The sequence below is a fragment of the Streptomyces sp. NPDC058257 genome, from assembly GCF_042881845.1.
Taxonomy (GTDB): domain Bacteria; phylum Actinomycetota; class Actinomycetes; order Streptomycetales; family Streptomycetaceae; genus Streptomyces.
Genome location: NZ_JBHVXJ010000002.1, coordinates 130,357 through 150,045, shown reverse-complemented (window position 1 = coordinate 150,045; position 19,689 = coordinate 130,357). Strand labels below are relative to the sequence as shown.

The 19,689-nt window shown below is 66.9% G+C and carries 15 protein-coding genes; all 15 read right to left on the bottom strand.

Annotated features, from left to right (window positions below; all coding sequences use genetic code 11):
* The 15 genes from ACFVXC_RS05870 to ACFVXC_RS05800 all read right to left on the bottom strand — a co-directional run bounded on the left by ACFVXC_RS05870 (nt 1) and on the right by ACFVXC_RS05800 (nt 19,688).
* Nucleotides 1-2,076 carry a hypothetical protein gene (locus ACFVXC_RS05870; RefSeq protein WP_389901862.1) on the bottom strand — a complete coding sequence of 692 codons (2,076 nt, stop codon included), beginning with the start codon at nt 2,074-2,076 and terminating at the stop codon, nt 1-3.
* Nucleotides 2,073-4,988 carry a hypothetical protein gene (locus ACFVXC_RS05865; protein WP_389901860.1) on the bottom strand — a complete coding sequence of 972 codons (2,916 nt, stop codon included), beginning with the start codon at nt 4,986-4,988 and terminating at the stop codon, nt 2,073-2,075. The genes ACFVXC_RS05870 and ACFVXC_RS05865 overlap by 4 nt, the downstream gene beginning before the upstream one ends.
* Nucleotides 4,989-4,996: 8 nt before the next feature.
* Nucleotides 4,997-5,773 carry a hypothetical protein gene (locus tag ACFVXC_RS05860; RefSeq protein WP_389901858.1) on the bottom strand — a complete coding sequence of 259 codons (777 nt, stop codon included), beginning with the start codon at nt 5,771-5,773 and terminating at the stop codon, nt 4,997-4,999.
* Nucleotides 5,774-5,783: 10 nt separating this feature from the next.
* Nucleotides 5,784-7,307: a baseplate J/gp47 family protein gene (locus ACFVXC_RS05855; protein WP_389901856.1), complete on the bottom strand. Its 1,524-nt coding sequence runs from the start codon at nt 7,305-7,307 to the stop codon at nt 5,784-5,786.
* 99 nt (nt 7,308-7,406) lie between these two features.
* Nucleotides 7,407-8,501, bottom strand: a complete 1,095-nt coding sequence (locus tag ACFVXC_RS05850) for a poly-gamma-glutamate hydrolase family protein (protein WP_389901854.1) — start codon at nt 8,499-8,501, stop codon at nt 7,407-7,409.
* Nucleotides 8,502-8,513: 12 nt separating this feature from the next.
* Entirely contained in the window at nt 8,514-9,482 is a 969-nt protein-coding gene (locus tag ACFVXC_RS05845; RefSeq protein WP_389901852.1) for a phage baseplate assembly protein V, read from the bottom strand.
* Nucleotides 9,479-10,678: a phage late control D family protein gene (locus ACFVXC_RS05840; RefSeq protein WP_389901850.1), complete on the bottom strand. Its 1,200-nt coding sequence runs from the start codon at nt 10,676-10,678 to the stop codon at nt 9,479-9,481. The genes ACFVXC_RS05845 and ACFVXC_RS05840 overlap by 4 nt, the downstream gene beginning before the upstream one ends.
* On the bottom strand, nt 10,665-10,949 hold the full coding sequence (locus tag ACFVXC_RS05835; RefSeq protein WP_389901848.1) for a hypothetical protein: 285 nt from the start codon (nt 10,947-10,949) through the stop codon (nt 10,665-10,667). The genes ACFVXC_RS05840 and ACFVXC_RS05835 overlap by 14 nt, the downstream gene beginning before the upstream one ends.
* A gap of 9 nt (nt 10,950-10,958) precedes the next feature.
* Entirely contained in the window at nt 10,959-11,678 is a 720-nt protein-coding gene (locus tag ACFVXC_RS05830; RefSeq protein WP_389901847.1) for a hypothetical protein, read from the bottom strand.
* Complete coding sequence (locus ACFVXC_RS05825; protein ID WP_389901846.1) at nt 11,678-14,437, bottom strand: C40 family peptidase; 2,760 nt, start codon at nt 14,435-14,437, stop codon at nt 11,678-11,680. The genes ACFVXC_RS05830 and ACFVXC_RS05825 overlap by 1 nt, the downstream gene beginning before the upstream one ends.
* A gap of 301 nt (nt 14,438-14,738) precedes the next feature.
* Complete coding sequence (locus ACFVXC_RS05820) at nt 14,739-15,596, bottom strand: hypothetical protein (RefSeq protein WP_389901844.1); 858 nt, start codon at nt 15,594-15,596, stop codon at nt 14,739-14,741.
* A 30-nt stretch (nt 15,597-15,626) separates the two neighbouring features.
* Entirely contained in the window at nt 15,627-16,211 is a 585-nt protein-coding gene (locus ACFVXC_RS05815; protein ID WP_389901842.1) for a phage tail protein, read from the bottom strand.
* A 77-nt stretch (nt 16,212-16,288) separates the two neighbouring features.
* On the bottom strand, nt 16,289-18,283 hold the full coding sequence (locus tag ACFVXC_RS05810; RefSeq protein WP_389901841.1) for a hypothetical protein: 1,995 nt from the start codon (nt 18,281-18,283) through the stop codon (nt 16,289-16,291).
* A 7-nt stretch (nt 18,284-18,290) separates the two neighbouring features.
* Nucleotides 18,291-19,241, bottom strand: coding sequence for an Ig domain-containing protein (locus ACFVXC_RS05805; protein WP_389901839.1), 951 nt, complete (start codon nt 19,239-19,241; stop codon nt 18,291-18,293).
* A 177-nt stretch (nt 19,242-19,418) separates the two neighbouring features.
* Nucleotides 19,419-19,688 carry a hypothetical protein gene (locus tag ACFVXC_RS05800; protein ID WP_389901838.1) on the bottom strand — a complete coding sequence of 90 codons (270 nt, stop codon included), beginning with the start codon at nt 19,686-19,688 and terminating at the stop codon, nt 19,419-19,421.
* Nucleotide 19,689 lies beyond the last annotated feature (1 nt).

The following is a 19,689-nucleotide window of genomic DNA, read 5'->3' as shown; positions in this document are numbered from 1 at the left end:
TCAGGGGGCGCTCGCGTACACGATCCGGTACGAGGCGCCCACGCCGAGCTGGCGCTGGATGATCTGATCGAGACGGTACTGATTGACCCTTTTCCCTCGGTAATAGTGAGAGCGGGAATCCCCCGGAGCCCCCTCCCACACGTAGTCGGCGCTCGGGTTATTGCCGTCGAAATAGGGGGCGACCTTGTCGGCCTCTTCGAGGAGGAAGTGGTCCCAGGAAAAGGTGAGCGGTCCGACGTTTGCGAACGGCCCGTGCTTCACGAGGGCCTGGTACAGCACCCCGTTGTAGACGGCGCGATTTCCGACGTCGTACGTGGCGGTCTGGCTCCAGTCGGTGTAGCCGGCCGGGTCGTCGTCGAGCTGGCTCCACACGCTCGGGCTGTTGTCCGGCACGACGGCCTGGTAGACGCTCGCGACGTCGTCGGCCGCATAGCCGAGGCTGATCGCCCCGTCGCCGCCGAACGTGGGGCTCGTCTTGAAGGTCACCGAGAGCCGGAACCAGTCCTGGTTCTGCCACGGGTCGAAGAGCGGGCTGGACGTCCCCCTCACGAGCTGGTCGCCGTTGTGCGCCCAGATCGTGATGGGCACCGGGCACAGCACGGGCTTCACGTACAGCGACGCGGTGTAGATCGTCGAGGGCTTGAGCCGGGGAATGAGGGCGCTCTGTCCGGTCGCCGTCGTGACGCCGGTGCGCGGGGACAGACCGTTGATCAGCGTGGCGGCTGGCGCGGTGGCCATGCTGAAGGAGGCGGCATTGCCGACGATGCCGCCTCCGGTGACCAGGGAGACGGTGGCGCTCAGGCTCGCGTCCTTGACCTGGTTCCAGCCCCACACCGAGTTCTGGAAGGACGGGTTCTTGACGTAGTTCACGCGCGTGGCGCGGAGCTTGAGCGTGAGCTGGCGGGGCGGCTGCCAGGCACGCGCGGGGCTTGCGCTGGCCTTCTTGGTGGCCAGGGTGGAGGGAATCCAGATGCGGTGCTCGTCGGCGTAGAAGACGAACCGTGACGCCCCGCCGCTGGTGATCCGGGGGACGACGGCTGCCCACACCGCGTTGTCCTCCATGAGGAGCTGAGCGGATGCCTGCTGCCATTTGAACCCGCCGGCGGTCGTGACGGCCGTCCCGGTGGCGTAGGTGCCGATCAGGTTGAAGTTCGCGTCATAGCGCAGTACGGCGCAGGTGAACTGGGAGCCGGCGGTTTCGGACGCGACGGAGATCTGGGCCTGGTAGGTGACGCCGGGCTCGACGCGAACGAGGGCGGCTTGCAGCGGCTTCAGGGTCAAGATGGCCGGCGCGGCGACGGGGGTGCCGCCGACGTCGGTGCTCGGGGTGGTGCCGGGCAGCGCGTCGTCTGTGGTGAAGGCGTTGTACTTGACGTCCGCGTACGTCTGCCGGCGCCCGCGCAGGTTGGGGTAGGTGCCGAAGTTCTGCACGGCCGTGTACGAGTTCGTCGGCGGGGGCGACTGGTAGACGAACTTGCCCGCGTAAGCGCCGCAGGAGGCCCGCTCGGTGCTGCGGGCGAACGTCATGTAGCTGGTCTCTCCGCCGCCGCCGGCCGGCTCGTAGAGCATGCGGCCCTCGTAGGACGCCTGCTCCAGGGTGAACAGGTTGGAGCCGAACTGATTGGTGTCGGTGTCCAGGCCGGGCGGGGTCTTCTCGAACTGCGCGTAGGCCAGTTGCTGCGTCTCGTTGACCGCCATGTTGGAGGAGGTGACACCGAGCCGGGCCTGTTCGAAGACTCCGTAGATGCGGCCCAGCGGCCCCGGGATGTACTCGGAGTTGGGCACGGTCAGCGACAGGGACAGGCGCTTCCACTGGCCGGCGGTGTCTCCGGTTCCGGGCCGGTACACAGCCGAGGTGACATGCGTGAAGGCGGGGTCCGGGTAGACGGAGGGGCCGTATGGAATCAGCGCGAAGTCCGCGAAGGCCCCGGGCACCATGGACTGCGTCACGGTGGCCGCGCCGTTGCCGACGCTGGTGCCGGCCAGGGAGATGCGGGTGATGAGGCGCAGCGCGGGGGTGAAGGCGCCGTTGGACGCGCTTGTTCCCGTGAGCGTGAGGGGGATGGGAACGGTCATGGGCGGACCCTTTCCAGAAGGCCCCAGCCGGTGGACGCGTTGTTCCTCGTGTCGCTGACGGTCGCGAGCGTGCGCCAGCCCTGGCCTGGGATTCGGGATTCCACGGTGATAGTTGCGGTGCGGTTGGTGACGCGGAAACGCTCGCCGGACTGCACCGGCGTCCACGTGGCGAGCACGGTGGCCGTGACGTCGCTGACGGCCCCGGAAGTCACGGTGAAGGTGGTGTAGGTCAGCCGGTCGCGGCTGGCGAGCCAGTAGGCGTTGGCGCCGTAGCGCAGGACCACGCCGTGCTCCAGCACCCCTTCGCTGTTGTCGGGGGCGGACATAAACGTCACGTACACCTGCTCGCCGGACTGGCCGGCGGTCCAGGGGTCGTAGACCCAGGAGCGGTTGAACCACAGGGCGCGGCCGACCTTGCGCTCCAGGGGTGCGGTGGAACTCCAGCTCGTCGGGCGTACGACGCCGCGAGCGTTGGCCCAGGTGCCCCGCGAGAGATTCCACGGGATGGGAACGCCCATCTGTCCGGCCGCAGGCTTCACGTAACCGGTGGGGGGACTCCCTGTTCCTGCGGGGTACGTCTGGTCCGGCAATTCGAAGCGGTCGTAAAGGAGTTGCGCGTCCGACCCGAGGAATCCAGTACCGCCCCAAGCACCGTTGGAATTGTAGAAGTTGATGAACAGACGGACGTCCTCGCCGGCCGCCGTGGCGGTCCGATTGTGGTAGACGCTGTAGGTGTAGCGCTGCGAATTCAGGCCGCACCAGCGCCACCACTGGCTGTCGGTGCTGTAGCCGCTCGGGAAGATTCCCAGGGAGGGAAGGGCCGCCTCGTAGAGGTGGCCGCGCCAGGCGACGCGGTCGCCCTTCTGGTAGGCGCGCGTCGAGGACCACGAGATGACCTTGGGCGTGTACACGCAGTCGGTGATGACCCGGCTCGGCTCCGGAGAGACGCCCGGCGAGTAGCAGGTGAACTCCCACTTGGTCGGACTGAGGTCGGGCTGCTTGCCGACCGACTGGGCCTTGGCCACGTACACAGGCGGCTTGCTCCAGCCCAGCGGATTCCACGTGACCGCTTGCCCGGGGAAGTACGTGTTCGTGGCGTCCCACGCGAGGGCGCGCACCGGGCCGGCCAGGAAGACCTCACGTGTGCCTGCGGTCGTCTTCGCCGTGTAGTTCAGGGAGTTGCCCGTGCCGGGGCTGGCGGTGCCTGAGCGTGCTCCTTGAGGCGAGATCCACCAGTCAGGGCTCACGCCCGAGGAGACGTCCGGGTTGATGGCGCCGGTGGGCAGGCTGATGTTCCAGGAGCCGTACCCGGCGGTGAGCGGGTTCTGCTCGGTGAGGGTGTCCTGGAGGGTGTTGGGGGTGAGCGGCTGCCAGTACGTGGTGGACAGAGCGTCGCCGGTGGGCCGCACGTTGAGGTTGATGCCACCGCCCTGGATCATCCAGTAGCACGCGGTGACGCCGTAGCCCGTGGAGAGCGCGTTCTTCCCGGTCACGGTGAGGGCGAGGGTGTTGCCGGTCGCGGTCAGGTTGAAGTTGCCGACGAGCTGAATCGGGATGAGCTGGCGTGAGGGGCTGTACAGGTCGAGGGGCGCCATGGTCGCGGAGGTGCCGTTGACCTTGGCGGTGACGATGCCGCCGGCCGGGTCGGCGACCGCCACCAGGAGCACGTTGTAGTAGCCCGCTCCGCCCGACGCGGCGCTGAACGTGAACGTCAGGGTGTCACCGACGGAGGCGCCGTCGAGGTGGACATAGCCCGGGTACGGATCGGCGACCCGGTCGGGGTCGCGCACGATGGTCCCTGTGCCGGTGCGCGTCGGGTTGGTGCCGGTGTACGAGAGGTAGGCCGATTCCCGGCGCGGAGTGCCGACAGCCGCGTACAGATCTCCGTTGTACTGGACGATGTCGGAGTAGAGCTGGCTGCCGGCCGTCGTGGAGTACACGGTGTCGCGCTGCCAGACCGGGTAGGAGGGGGAAGCGAAGGCAGCCTCGTCCAGGTCGTGCAGCTCGTTGTAGCCGACGGATACGTCCGCGTCCCAGCCGGTAATCGCCTTGATGAGAGCGGCAGTTGAGTCCGTGCTGCCACGGTCGCGCTGAATGAGCGCTGCGTCGCGCACATAAGTGCGCCGAAGCTCAGGCAGAGTGGGCAGGCGGTCTGCAATCCCCATCTGCTGTGCCAGCAGAGTGATTTGACGATCCGTGCAGCGCAACACGTCATTGAGACGCAGAAGTTGATCGTTCTCGCACTTCATGACGTCGAAGAAGTAGCCGAACAAAGAGCAGAAGCGCCAGAGCTGCTCGTTGACAGGAATGCTCGACGCCGTTGATTCGACCATCTCGACCTTGTACGGCCGGGGGATGTTGTCGTACAGGAGAACGCTGTTCTGGAAGTCGCGCACGGCCAGCCCGACGCCACCGCCGCAGCGCATCCACTGCTCGGTGATGGACGACAGACTCCAGTAGGTCGGGCTCACATCCGGGGCCGCGCTGGGACCGGCCTGAATCGCGGTGTAAATGCTGGAGTTGTAGGAGACCACGTCCCCCGGGTAATAGGTGACGGTCGAATCCCAGGTGTCCGGCGCCGTGGAAACGTAGACGCCGTAGTAGTAGACCTGTCCGGCAACCACGGTGTCATCGAGGAACGTGTTGACGTCGGAGCCGGCGGGAGTCTCCAGAATGACCCAGCCGTCGTCCTCGGTGTCCGGGATTCCGTAGCTGTTGCGGACCAGGCGGAGCTTGGTCCACGCTTTCACGCCGGCAAGTGCCTGGGAGGCCGCAGCCTGGATCGGAGTGTCCCAGGTGACCTCAAGCGCGCTGTAACCCCGCTGCTCCACAGCGACGTTGGACTCAAAGGCGACGAAAAGAGGAGCGCCATAGAGGGTCTTGGCGTAAATGTCGAGTTCGTAGACACCCATGAGCTACCTCACGTCGAGCGAACGAAAGACAGCGAAATCGAGCAGTTGGCGTCCACGGTCTTGTCGACGGCGCCGTGCTGGCTCACCTGCACCTGCATCGGTACACCCGAGTTCCAACGCCCCTGCCACGCCAGGTTGATGCGGTGGCGAATCCACGTCTGCGTTTCCACCATGGAGTCCTGGCCCGCGACTTCGTCGTTTCCGCGCATGAGTCGGACATGGAAGAAATGCAGATCGTTTGCTTTCCGGACGGTGGAGTCGGCCCAGATGTTGACGGTGACGTCCCAGAACCCCGTCTGGGTCGGGTAGATGCTGCTGCCGCCGTGGTACATCTTGTTCGGGTCGTAATCGGCCGCACCCCACCGCATGGGCGTCCAGGCACCTTCCCCGGTGGGCACCTTGATGCCCGGTGCGCGGATCACAGCGGCCGGGGGCGGTGCCGGCTTCTGCCCCGACTGGCCGGCCAGGAGCGAGGTCATCAGCGTCAGCCAAGTCGTCTGCTGCTGCATGTACTTGATGCGGTCGCCGATGGATGTATAAGTCTTGGGTGCCCCGAAATTGGAGACGGGCGGCGGAGTCTTCACCGTCATCGTGCCGACCTTGGGCGGCCACGACGTATTGCCCGGGGGCCACCAGCCGCCCCACACATGCGGATTGACGCCAACGGTCTTCTCGATGGCGCCCAACTCGTTCTGGATGTCGTTGACATGAGCGGCCCAGATCGTGTCGACCTGGTCAACCTTCGGGGTCCACGACTTGACCGACAGCGGATACACGGCAGGCATAGCTTGGCTCCTATACTCCGCCGCTGGCGGTGACGACCATATTTCCCACGATGGGAATTTCGTTGTCGCGGCTGACCACGTCTGCGGTGCCGCTCTGCGGAAGGTCCGCGCGGGCCATGAGCTGAATGACGACCCAATCGACGCCGGCGACTTCCTGAATGGCCTTGTAAAGGTGCGACAGGGAAATCCGGGAAGAGAGCGTTGTTTCCGGCGGCGTGAACACTTCTTGAATGGCCTGCTGGACGGCGAGCTTGACGGTGTCGCGGCGATAACGCGGCAGGACGGAAAGCAGGACCGGGAGCGTCGAGGAGCCGATGTTCACCGGGATCAGGGAGCCGTTCACCACGTTGACGACGACGCCGGACAGGGCCCGTTCCTGCACGTACTGGGCGACGGCGTCGCGCTGCCCCTCCGAGGGGAGGATGTTGTTCGGGCCGATGATGTAGATCGTGACGGCCGAGCTGGAGCGGACGACGGCGCGGGCATCCGCGACGCCGGCGACGGCCAGGGCGAGGTCCGCATAGTCCTGGGCGGAAACCGCTCGTCCCTGGGTGCGGAAGAGTCTCGGCGCGTTTGCCCGCACCTGGTCGATCGGCTCCTCGTCAGCGCCTCCAGCCATCGGCGCCGACCCGGAGACCACGACCCCGGGCAGGGCGCCGGCCAGGTCGGTGATGCTGCCCTGCGGGATGTTGCCGAAGGCCCCGCCGCCGGTGCGGTAGGCGGCCGTCAGCTTGATGCCGGCGGGGGGCATCGCCCCGTTGGTGCCGTCGCCGAAGGTGACCCGGGTGACGCCCTGGTCGTCGGTCTCGGCGGTGAAGACGAGGTCACTGTCGCGGACCAGGAGGAAGTCGCGCACGCGGGTCCACTCGGTGCCGCCCACCCCGTCGTCGAGGAAGACCCGCACGGTGTCCAGAAGGACCGGAGACTGCGCGAGCGCGAAGACCTGGCTCTTGGTGCCGTCCGACGTGCCGATGTCCTCGACCCGAACCGTGGAGCCCGGGTCGCCCGACGTCGAGGGATAGAGCACCAGACTCCGCTCGCCCTGGGTGACACCCTCGACGGCCAGGCCGACGACCTGCGGCACAGGAGTGGTGTAGGCCGGCACGACGACGGGGGCCGACAGCTCATAGGTGAGCGGCCGGTCCAGGCTCGGGATGTACTCCGTGATGACCTGGGTTCCGGCCTCCAGCGTGACCGGGGACACCAGTCCAGGCGCGGGAGAGAACGCCACCTGGCCACTGGCCGGGATTGCCGGGTGGGGCTGGTAGCCGAGCTGCTGCGCGATGGCGACGACGGAGGACCGCTGGGTCGCCGTGGCCAGGAAAGACTCGTCCGCGATGCGGTCCTGGTAGAAGCTGATGATGTCGCCCAGGTAGGCGAAGAGTTCCACCATGACCACGCCGAAATCGGCGGGGCTCCGCGATGTCCATTCGGGCAGAATCTGCGTCGCGTACTGGAGCAGAGAGTCGCGATACCCCGTGAAATCACGCGAGGTGTAGTCGATCTGCGCAACGGCCCCGCTGTCGACTGCCACGGCACACACTTCCCTTCCGGTACCTCCAGCGGAACCGAGTGGGAAATGAGTGCTGGGCCAATATGTGGATTCTACGGAGCCGGGCCGGGGCCCCGATAATTACTCCGGGGTGGAAATCACGGTGCCGCCGACCAGGACGCCGACATTGCGCGTGTTGTCCAGCTCCGCGCCGGGGACGTCGGCCCGGCTCACCTGGACGTTGACGTTGACGGCGCCCAGGGCCTCGTTCACGTCGGCGACGATGGCGGAGACCACGGCCGACGGCTCGAACTGCGCGACGGCGTCCAGGACCGCGCGCTGGAGCTGGTCGTTGGCCACCTCCGAATTGATCGCGAAGAGGGAGGCCGAGGTCGGCACACCGTAGGTGGCGCGCATGACGCGCTCGCCGGGCAGCGTGCCCACCAGGGAGTGCACCCGGTCCAGGAGCTGCTCGCGCTCGTCGGTGGTGGCCGAGACGCCGCCGGAGTGGTCGATGGCGAACGGGGTGCGCATCGCGGTGGAAACGGCCTGGTCGCTCAGGGTGCGCGGCTGGGTGATGCCCGGGAGGACGTCGTCGGTGCCGTCGTCCAGGGGGACCAGGGCGCAGGCTCGGCGGATGGCGTCGCCGTAGGCGAAGAACGCAGGCAGGCGGTTCTCCGGCGCGGCGATGGCGGTCGAGGACAAGTCGCCGCTGGCGTAGAGGGACTTGCGCAGGGAGTAGGAGAGGTCGAGCTGCACGCCGGCGCGGGGCTTGTTGCGGTTGCAGATGTTCTGGGGCGCCTCACCCTCGAAGCTCACCGGTGCGCGGTCGGTGGCGAAGCCGGCGTCGTTGAGTTCCTGGACGATCAGGGAGGCCAGGACCGTGTCGGCGCCGCTGATGTAGGTGACCTGTTCGGCCTCGCGCTGGTCGCCCACGCCGTGCCAGACCACGGTCCTGCTGGAGTTGGCCGCGTTCACGACGCAGAACGGTTCGTCGAACACGGTCGACGGCAGAGCGAGGCTGTCGGCGGTGAGGTCGTTCAGGGCCTCGAAGGAGTACCAAGCCCCCGTGTCCCCGGCCGCGTACGCGGCGAGCTGGGACGTGGGCGGCTCGATGCCGCCGCCGTGGATCGCGGCGTGCAGCAAGTAGGTGCCCGAGCCGTAGCGGTTCTTGATGTCGTAGTCGATGCCGAGGGTCCTGTCGGCGGACAGGTAGCGGAAATTCTGGTAGGCCATGGGGCTCTCCTCTCACGCGGCTCGGACGCGGACTCCGGCCAGGGACGCCTCGTACGGACTGCTCTGCCCGTCGGGATAGAGCATTTTGAGGTCGCCGTTCGGCTCGATGGTGACCCGGGCGATAGGCGCGCTGAACGGCCCCACTGGCGTCACCTGAATCCATTTGTTGTCCATGCTCGCTGTGTTCGCCGCGTTGTCGGTGCGGTACATCGCGACAGCCGTGTACGTGTGCCCGGGGGTCAGGCCGGTCACCGTGAATGCCATGGCCACCGTGCCGTTGTTCGGAGACTGGAGTTCGGCCGAGCGGTTGTCGTCGGGGCCGGTGACGACCGTGGAGCCATCCTTGACCTGGACGCCCATCAGGCCCCGCCCGTCGGCAGTGTCGTTCTGGCAGAACATCCCGAAGTTGATCACCACCTGGCCACTGCCCGGGGCGACGAAGCCCACGGTCGGACCGTTGGCGTCGGTGACGAACGACGTCGAAGATGTGGTGGAGGTGACGCGGTACTCGCCCATGACCGTCTTCGCGGTGAAGGAGGAGCGGTAGTAGGTGCCGACTGGCTGCAAGACGCGATGGAGGGGGACCAGGCCCTGCGGCATGGTCGAGAACTTCGTCGTCACGCCCAGGGAGACGGTCGCCGGCTGTACCGACCCGGCCAGCTCGATCACTCCGTCTGCCCCAAGTCGGGCCATCGGCGGCCCCATCGTGGCCTCCGACCAGCCGCTCTCCAGGGACAGCGGAATCCACCCCTGCACTCCTGTGCGGACCTTGGGCCAGAAGACAGGGAAGTTCCGGTCGCCGCCGTCGAAGCTGACGTAGACCTGGTCTCCGGGGAGCGTGGCGCCCAGTGCGACCGGCTCGGCCCAGCCGCTGACGGCTGTGCCCATGATCTGTGGGATACGCAGCCGGGCCCGGCCCCGGTTCTGCGGGTCCTGGGCGGAGACCACGATGCCGCTGTAGGTGCCGAACAGGGGAGTCATGACAGACCTCCGGTGTACGCGGCCCGCCAGCGGCCGTTGACGAGCACGGTGGGGGCCGTGTTCACCGGCGGCTGCTGCACCTTCAGGTCCAGCTTTCTGGCGTCGTTCCGGCCGAGCACGAGGGTTGTCGTGTACTCCGTCTTCTGCGGGTACAGCAGGTTCACATCGACCTTGTGGACAGCGGAACGCACCATCCACAGACCCAGGTTGTTCTCCCCGATCGCCGTGCCCTGGAGGTCGACGAGGGAGCCTGGCCGCAGCCGGGGATCACCGTTGGTGACGGCGCGGGCCTCGACCCACAGCCAGTCCGACTCGGCGGCCAGCAGACGTCCCGCCTGGTTGTAGGAGGCGGCCGGCCGATCGCCGTACTGCCGGTCCAGGACGGCGGCCACCTGCTGGCCGTGCAGTGTGGTCCGGGTCTGGGAGTAGGTGGCCGGAGTCAGGACGGACGAGGTGCGGTTGTAGGCCACTGCCTGGTAACGGGCACGGACCCCGCCTGCCGGATCGGTGTCGCCCAGGACGGCGGAGAACTCCCGGATGGAGTCGATGGCACCGGGAGTCTTCGTCATCCGGAAGGTGGGCACGCTGCCGTCGGCGGCCGGCATGACCGTCTCGCGGTCGACGAACCACAGCACCGTGCCGTCCACGTAGACGCGGTAGCCGACCTGATCTGAGACATCGCTGAGGAACTGCCAGTCGGAGAGACTCTGCATCTGCTGCGCAAGGACGACGCCGGAGGGATCGACGCGCGGCTGGAGGTTGTACTCGCCGGCCACTGTCCGGGCAATGGCGCTCGCGCTCGTGTCGCGCCAGGTCCGGTTGCGGCGCGTCTGCATCAGCATGCTGGTGCCGGTGAGCGTGTACACCACGGGGATCTGCACCGCGTGCCCGTAGCGAGGGTCGGTCTCCGAAGCGAGCACGCGGGACGAGGCCACGTAGCCGTACCAGTCCATGCTGTCGTCCGCCCACCACCCGAACTTCAAGTGGACCGGTGTGTTCTCGGCCCACACCGACCCGGCCGGGGTGCGCCACTGCTGCGACGGCATCGCGGGGTTGTAGGTGTGCATGACGGTCAGCTCGGCGACCTGGTGCGCCTGCTCGGCCTGGTACAGCGCGAAGCGCGATACCCACGCGCCGCGCTCTAGGTCCGGCCGCGCGGCCGTCAGGTGGGGCCGGTAGGTGTTACGCCACGCCACGGGGCACCATGATCTGAAGCCCGGCCGGCGGCTGCGTCCAGTCCAGCACTTGCGGGTTGGCCTCCGCGTACATCCACCAGCTCGACTCCGAGCCGTAGTACTGGGCGGCCACTGCGTCGACCCGTTCGTTTGCCCGCCACCGGTAGTCGGAGACCCGCAGCGACTGGTCGACGGGCGCCCGCTGCATGACCGCGAGCTGGAGCTGGCCGTGGCGGTCGGGGACGAGGGCTGTCGCATTGCGCTGGTATCGCGAGGTCCGGGATATGGCCACTGCTTCTCCTCACACCCACCCGTAGGACGACATGAGCGTCATGCTGATATCGACGGCGCACCGTACCGGCGTCATACGCTGCGAGAAATGTGTGTAGGTAATTCCGACGTTGTTGATGTACCCGAAGTACTCCATGCGGGATAGCGACGGCAGCTTGTCCTTGAAGGAAGTCCGGGCCTGTCCGAAGCGACACCACAGGGGGCTCATCTGCATGATGCCGAGAACGTTCCCCGAGGTGGATTTGTCGTCGCTGTCCGTGGACTGTGCCTCCTGCGTCGTGTTGATGCCGACCAGGTTGTAAAGGACGTGGATATCGGCCATGACGCCGTAGGTGCCCTCGACGGTGTCGAATTTCGAGGGGTCCGACATCTCGTAGGTACGGTCGAAAAGCAGGGCGAAGGAAAGGGTGCCGCCGGCTGCGACCAGCGGGACTCCGTCGTCCAGGTCCGAGCGGGTGTACGGCGGCATGACCTGATTCGCCGCGTCGGTGCTGTGGTTCACGCTGACCTGCGACGGGTTGTACAGGAAATTCAGCATGTAGAAACGATTTTCCTTGGCCTTGCTGTCCTTCGGGAACGCGGACACCATGTACCCGCGCATGAGCCCGAAGCTGCTGCCCTTCTCCCCGGGGAGGTAGGAAGGGATGCTTTGGATGCGGGGGTCGAAGCTGTTGTCGTAGATCCCCTTGGCGGGCCGCGTGACCGGGCCGTCGTTCTTCTTGTCCGCCATCACCAGCCCCCCATCAGGGACTTGATCCGGTCGTCTGCGGCCACGGAGGTGACGAACGACGACGCGGCCGACTTGGCGCCCTCGGCAGTCGCAGACGGCATCTGCACGACCACCGACCCCGCACCGAACGAGAGGGTCACCGACCCGGTGCCGCCGGTGCCGGAGCCCTGCCCGGGGCTCGGGTTCAGGCCCTGGTTGAGCAGGGCCTGGCGCACGGTGTGCGCACTGTTGCGGTCCAGGACCATCTCGCCGCCGTGGAGCTTCGCGTCCAGGCCCTCGCCGGGTCCGCCGGGCACCTCCCACGCGCCGTCCGCGTACCAGTGCGGCGACTTGGAATTCCAGAAGGACCAGGCCCTGGACGGGGTTCCGTAGCGGCCCTTGATGTACTTCAGGCCCCAAGCGATTTGTTTTTCAGGGGAGTTGCGCCAGGCGGAGGTCGCGGTCTCTTTGTGGATATTCGACATTGCTTGAGGAATGCCGTAGGCATCGGAGTTCGGGTTGTCCGCCCAGTGCCGCCAGCCGGATTCACCCATCCACAGCTTGTAGAGCGAGGTCCAGTTGCTGCCGGTCCAGCCGTAGGCAGCGGCCATCTTTTTGCCCAGCGCCACGTTCTTCTGGACGTTGTGCGGTGCGTCCTTGCCCGCGTCGCTGTCGCCGCTGTCGGCTTCCTCGTTCTGCGAGGCGCTCGGGGTGCGGCTAACGGCCTGGGCACTGCCTCCCCCGCCGCCGGAGAGGGCGGCGGCCAGGGCGTCGACCTCCTCGACGGACCCGTAGGCGCCCGTGGCGCTGGCACCGCCGCCAGACTGGCTGGAGGTGGGGTCCTCTTCCTTCCCGGAGAGGCTGGCCGTGGCCTCCATGCCGCCGGCCATGATCCGCTTGGCCCGCTTGAACTTGGAGTACATCGGGCCCTCGACCACCCCCTTGCCGGGGTTGGCGGCCTCGATGACCTTGCCGCCGCCGGCGTACATGCCGACGTGGCTCAAGTCCTTGTAGAAGACCAGGTCACCGGGCTTGACCTTGTCGATAGGGACCTCGACGCCCTTTTTGATCTGGTCGTAGGTGACACGCGGCAGGGAGACCCCGGCCTTCTTGTACGCGGCCTGCATGAGGCTGGAGCAGTCCCAGGCGTCGGGGCCGGTGGCGCCCAGAATGTAGCGGTCACCGACCTGCGCCCGCGCGAAGTTGATCGCGCTGGCGATGCCTCCGCTGGCGGAGCCGGCCCCGTCGCTCTTCTTGGCGCCCGAGCCGCCCTGCTTCGATTCCGGTGTGCCCGAGTCGCCGCCGAAGAGGCCGGTTATCCCCTTCCAGGCCGACTTCGCCCAGGACGACTGGTCGGTGCCCTCCCCCGAGTCGCCGAAGAGGATGTTCGGTCCGGAGTTCCAGCCGTTCTTGAAGCCCGCGCCCAGGCTGCCCCAGAAGCCGCCGCCCTTGGCACCGCCGGCCACCTTGCCTATCGCGTCGGCGAACGGTTCGAGCGTCTTCTGGAGCAGCGTCTTGATGTCCGCGAGGGTGTCGGCGCTGGCGCGCGCCGCGTCCAGGTACGACGCGGAGGCCGGCAGGTGGCCCTCACGGCTGACGCCCTGGAGAAAGCGCTGTGAATCCTGGTAGGACTTGCCGACGCTGTCGGAGTACTTCTGAATCTCCTTGCGCGCGCTTTCGCCCTCGTCGTCGTGGCGGCCGGCATTCTCGATGAGCTTGAGGGACCGCTTCTCCGACAGCCCCTTCAGGCCCTCCTTCTCGGGGTTCATCAGGTCGCGAAGGAGTTCCGTCTGATTCCGCATCGCTTCCAGCGACTGGCCCGAAACCCCCGCTGCCTTACCCCAGTTGGCGAGCGACATGGACAGGGACCCGCCCTGGGCGAGCTGCGCGTGCAGGGCCGAACTGCTCAGGTTCTTGAAGTCGCCGCCGTTGACCCTTTGCGCGAGTGACAGCGCCATGGCGCCCGAGGAGTTCTGCGCCCCGCCGGCGAATCGTGTCGGGGACAGGCCGAACATCTGGCTCGCGTAAAACGCCTGCCCGGTGCCGAGTTCCTGCTGCATCTGGGCGGCGCCCTGAATGCCGAGACCGGGCGTGATGTACGCGGCCCCGCTCGCGCGCCGCGACTGCACCGCGTACTGGTTGTACGGGTTCTGGTTGAGGATGTCGGTCTGGCCGCCCATCGTGTCCTCGACCGAGGTGCCCCACAGGATCGACCCGTAGCGCTTCATCTCGTTGCCGAAGCTGCGGGCGCGCTGGCCGGAGGTGCTGCCGTCGAAGTAGGGGCGTTGCAGCGACATGCGCCGCTCGAATTGGCCGAGCTGCTCTTCGAAGCCGCCGCTGTAGTAGGACTTCGCCGCTCCGACCACGGAGCCGGTGACCTGGCCGGCGAACGCGATGCGGTTCATCGTGGTCTGCTGCGAGGACTGACGGCGCAGCCGGTCCATGTCGGCGTTCATCTGCGTCATGGCGCCGGTGAACTGGTTGTCGCGCAGCGCCATGGTGCTGCGGGTGTTGCGCTGGTTGTTGGCGAAGTTGATGGCGTGCTCGTCGAGGCGGTCCTGGGCCTCCTGGCGCTGCCAGGCCGGCAGCGCCATGTTGTTCATCGTGCGAGTGCCTGCGCGGAGCTGGCGGTCCCACTGGAGCTGCTGGCGCTCCAGGTCGTCTTGCATCCGCTGTCGGGCAACGTTGTGCGACGCCTGGGCCTGAACGTACTGCTGTTGCAGCCGGCCGAGTTGCTGGCCCTGACGGTTCTGGCCGCCCATGGGGCCAAACGCGCTCATGCCCATGGTTCCCAGGCCGGCAGAGCTGGCGAAGCGGTTCGTGAACGCTGTGAAGGCCCGTGTCAGGGCGTCGAGTTGGTGGCCCAGATTGTTACTGCCGAAAAGCTGGCCGCCGCCAGGGTTGGGGGGCGGATTTGACGGCGGGGGCGGTGTGGCCATCTACGCCCTCCTTTCTACGTCCCAGGCGGCTCGGCGAATCCAGTGGCGCCGCTCGCGAATGGACATGTGCTTCAGTTCCGACAGAGCCCAGAACGGGTGGACCTGTGCGAGGAGTTCGATCTCGTGGAATGCCCGGGGGTAGTCACATTCCGCGAAACAGGACGGCCAGGTTGATCGGCAGCTCGACCTCCTTTCCGCACGTTTCGTGCGTGAAGGAGAAGTCGTTGTAGCGGGGGCCCGGCTGGGTGTCGGTGAGGAATTGCAGGACGGTCTTGCGTGAGGCCATTCCGAGGCTGGTCGCCGGCGGGCGCCTGGTCTCCGACCCGTCCGCGTGCCGGATGCGCAGGACGCAGCGGCTGAGGATCTCGCTGTCCTTCTTCGCGACGTTGTCGCTCTTGATGGCCATGACGGCGGCCTGGTCCTCGCCGGTGGGCAGGCGCACGATCGCCGTGTCCCCGGTGCGCAGCGGGACTTCGAACTCGGTCTGCTCGGGGTCGTCGAGGTGGGTGAAGGGGATGGCGCCGAGCGGCACGGTGAGGTCGACGAGTTCTTCGCAGCGCGGGCAGGGGAGTTCCTCGAATTCGAGGTCGTCTCCGAACGTCGCGCGGCGGATGGCCATGACGAGGTACTCGCGGTCGCCGATGAGGAGTTCACCGGCGAGCTTGCGGTCCATGACTTCGTTGCCGACCGTGCGGACGCCGCGCAGCAGCAGGGTTTCGAAGACCCGGAAGGCGTTGGTTCCGGCGGCGGCCAGGGCCTCTTCGTCGGCGCCGGTCAGTTCCTTGACTTCGGCCTCGCGGTACCAGACGCCTTCCCGGCAGATCCCGCGTTCCAGGGTGAGGAAGTTCTCCCCGGGGCCGTGGATTTCGGGTTCGCCGGAGTTGCGGTCTTCCTTGAGGAGCGCCTGGGTGGCGGCAGTGGCTTCCTCGGGATTGTCCAAGCCCTTGATGGCCTGGTCGCCGAAACTGTTGAAGTCGGGGAGCACCACGGGTTCAGTCATGATCGTTTCGTCCTTTGAATGGGGTCGGGATTACGGCAGGGAAATACCGCTGCCGGGCCCGTACTTACTGGCGATCTTGAAATCCCAGCCTTCGTGCGCGAGCGTGATCTGCTGGAGTTCGACCCCGTTTGCCCCGCTGTCGAGATCGCCAAAGGCAATACTGGTGGGCCAGCAGTTGTAGACGCGCCATCCCGCCTTATAGGTGACGCTCGACGTGGTCACCGGGTGGTCGAGGAGGAAGATGTCCATCGTGGCGCGGAAATTGTAGGAACCGTCATTTCCGCCGGTGCCCTGCATGACCATGAAGAGCTGCTTGAGCCAGGCGTAGATGTCGGAGTCGCCACAGATGAGTCCGCGCGAGAGCGTGATGGGTGCGAAGTCGCTCTGACCAGGCATTTTCTGCGTTGTCGTGTTCATGCCGCCCTGCCTGTAGACCACCACATCGGTAGTGATCGACAGGCCGCTCACGGACATGAAACCGAGCTGGTTCGTGCGCTTGCTGGAGTCCAGCGTGGAATTCGCCAGGTGAATCATCACCTGAAACTTGAAATTCCTCAGGGGGTCAGTCTGGAGTTGCGCGAGGCTCGGCTTCTGTGTGGTGGTCGTGGCTCCCACGGGTCACCTCTCATTCCCGGTCAGTAGGCCGCCGAAAATGAGTGGGAATGAGAGGCGGTACGGCTGTGGTGTGTCGGTCAGACGCTGGATTCGACAGACGACGTGGCGTTGGAGAGGCCGCCCTGGTACTGGGAGATCTCGATGACGATGAATTCGGCCGGGCTCGCGAGCGCGACACCGACAGAGATGTGGATTTCGCCGTTGGCGATGGTCTGCGCGGTGTTGTTGGTCTCGTCGCAGATCACGAAGAACGCCTGGTCGGGAATGCTCGACTGGAGCTGGTCGGCCTGCGTCAGAGTGAGGAGCTGCTGGGTGACGAGCGCGTTGAGCGTCTGCCACAGTTCCGGCCCGTTGGGCTCGAAGATCGCGAAGCGGGTCGCGTTCTCCAGCAGGTTCTCCAGGTAGGTGAGCATCCGGCGCACGGAGATGTACCGGTCCGGCATGCCCTGCCGGAGCGTGCGCGCGCCCATGATGCAGAACCCGGACTGCGGAACCGGGCGGATCACGTTGCCGCCGATCTGGTTGAGCGCGTCGAGCTGGTCGAGCGTGAAGTTCTGCTCGACTCCCACCGCGCCCACCAGGCCGTAGGCGGTGCCGGCCGGGGAACGGTTGGGGCCCACGGCCGCGTCCGCCTGCGCGAACTGGCCCATCACCGCTCCGCCGGGAGGGAGCAGCCGCGTCGAGGAGAGCGAGGCTCCGGCGGGGTCGGCCACCTGGACCCACGGGCCGTAGAACGCGGCGTACGAGGACTGGGGGGCGTAACCTCCGATGGTCTCCGCGTACTTGTTCGCGGCGGTCCCGGAGTCGATCGGGGCGGGCTGGCGCGGCGCGTCGAGCACGAGGAAGGCGGCACCGCGCTGCTCGACCCAGGACAGCACGGAGTTGACCTGAGACTGCGGCGGGATGTGGTCCGTCATGCCGGTGTTCCCGCACAAGTTGAGCAGGAGGACGTCGCTGATGCTGCCGAACTGGTTGGCGAGCTGCTCGGCGAGGTTCACGGCCAGGACGCCGTCGGCACCGTTCTCCAGCGGGGCGTCCGCGACGTACTCCGGCTGCCAGCTCGTGTCCGGCGTCGGGCTCGTGCCGGGCGTCGAGGAGGTCGGGGGGAGCATGTTCTGGACGGTGATGTACGTGGAACCGCCGGTGCTGGAGTTGATCAGGCCCACCACGTAGCGGGGGTCGCCCGGGTGGAGGGAGACGTCCTGCCAGGTCTCCACGAGGGAGGACTGGGCGGTGGAGCCGTACTTCACGAAGACGTGGAAGCGCCCGCTGGTCCAGGACGGCGTCGTGGTGACGAAGACCTTGTTGCCGTAGGCGCCCCGGCCGCGTGCGGTGAACTGGAGGGCGTCGACCGAGGTGTAGCCGGCGGCCGTGTTGAAGGTGGCCGCGCTGGTCATGGGGTCGCCGGCCGTCGCGCCCTTGAACGGCGTGATCTGGACGGAGTAGGTGGTGTCCGGCGCGAGGTCGGTGAACGCGGCCGTCGGCTTGCCGGTGTCGGGCTGGGCGACCCAGATCTCCTTGGCGAAGGAACCCTCGTCGGGGCGGGTGATCACGACCTGGTAGGCGTCGACCGAGGAGGCGGGGGTGATGGGGTCCCACTCGATCTGGAACGCGCCCTGTTCGGGGTTGGCCGTGATCGGGGCGACGGGGGCGGACAGGGTCACGTTGGTGACCTTGCTGGACGGCTTGGTGCCCGTGCCGCTGGGCGCGGTGCCATCAGGGGTGTCGACGATGTTCTCCGCCGGAGCCAGGGGGCGGTTCTTCACGATCAGGCGCGCGGCGGCGGAGTCCGTGGGCGTGGCCCGCAGAATCCATGCCTGCTGCCCGCCGTTCGCGAAGTACGAGTACACCTGGAATGGGAGGTAGTTGAGGCCGTTGCCGAAGCCGCCGTAGAGGCTGACGAACTGCTCCCACGACGTGACCTTCACCGGGTTCGAGGGGCCGGCGTCGTGGGTGCCGACGAAGGTGGCGACGGCGAGTCCGGGCGGGGATATGGGCTGCGGAAGCGGGTTGAGCGACTCGGTGATGTACACACCCGGGCGCTTGTAGGCGAATGTCGTGGGGGTCGTCATCGGGGCATCAGCTCCCAGGGGGTGCGGGCGAGACGGTGAGCGTCAGGGCGGCCGAGGCGACCTGGGGCACGAGGTCGGAGTCGCGGGCGCAGACCTGGAACGCGGCCGGCGAACTCGTGGGTGCCGTGGGCGTGCCGAAGACGGCGCCGGTGTGGGACAGGGCCAGGCCGGCGGGGAGGCGGGAGCCCTCGGGGAGCGACCAGCGCACCTCGCCGTGGCCTCCGGTGCTGTTCAGCACCGAGCGGTAGGGCTGTTCGACGGTCGCGGCCGGCAGGGTCGTGGGGGTGATCGACAGCGGGGTCTTGGTGACCTCGTACGTGGGGGCCAGGGGCTGGACGGTGCCCTCGTCCCATGCCTGCTTGTCGAGGAAGTCGATGAGGACGCGCTGGACGGGCGTGAGGTCGCGGATCTCCTCGGGGAAGATTTCGCTGGAGACGCGGATGGCCCAGGTCGCGCAGAAGAGCCGCTTTCCGACCTCGTCCCTGGATTCCGTGTAGTCGGGGCCGCCGAGCAGGTCGAGACGCCGTACGGTGCCGTCCTCGCCGACGGGGAGGTAGCCGAACCGCTGGGGAAGGACGTCGAACTGCATCATGGAGCCGGTCAGCTCGATGATGTGCAATTCCTTCCGGGCGTAGACGTCGATCTGGTAGTCCACGTTCAGCGGAATTGGCATCTGGGACATGTACGGCGACTGGGCCGGGTCCGTCATATCGGCCCAGGGCTCGTAGCCTTCGGGGGCGTAGTGCAGATTGACTACACCTCTGCTTTCCCTTTCGGGATCGCGCGAGATCCGGGTGTGCGATATCAGAGCCATCGGGTACGTGGCGTCGGCCAGTTCGTACTCGGGGTTCTTATACCGGACGGTGACTTTGCGGCCCATACCGGAGGTCGAGTCATGCACAACCAGGCCCTGGAACTTTGCCTTCAGGGCCTTGTCTTCGTTCAGAAGAAAGGGCACGGAACTCTCCGGTATGGGCGCATGTGGATCGCCCCACCAGAATGCTTCCGGCTATTTGAGACCGGTTAATTTCGGGCACTGCTCGTGCAGGTCAGAAGATGCCGGTGATCTTCAGGATGACGATCACGAGGAGAATGACCAGTGCCACTCCGACGATCTGTCCCACGGTCATGGCGGCTACTGCTTTCCGTGCTTGCCGTGGCCGCGCTGCTGGTGCTCTTGGTGGCCGCGCCCCTGGTGGCCGTGGTCCGGCTTGTCCTCGCCGTCCTCCGGGGTGGCGAAGGCGCCGCCTTCTGCGTAGTGGTAGCCGGCGGCGAGCGCGTCGGCCTCCAGCATGATCTTCTGCCCCTCCAGGACGATCTCCTGCGACGGGTCGTCGAGTTCGAAAGGACCGTCCTTGATGTACTTGTCGTACTCGTAGATGCTGACCATCACGTAGCGCGCCATG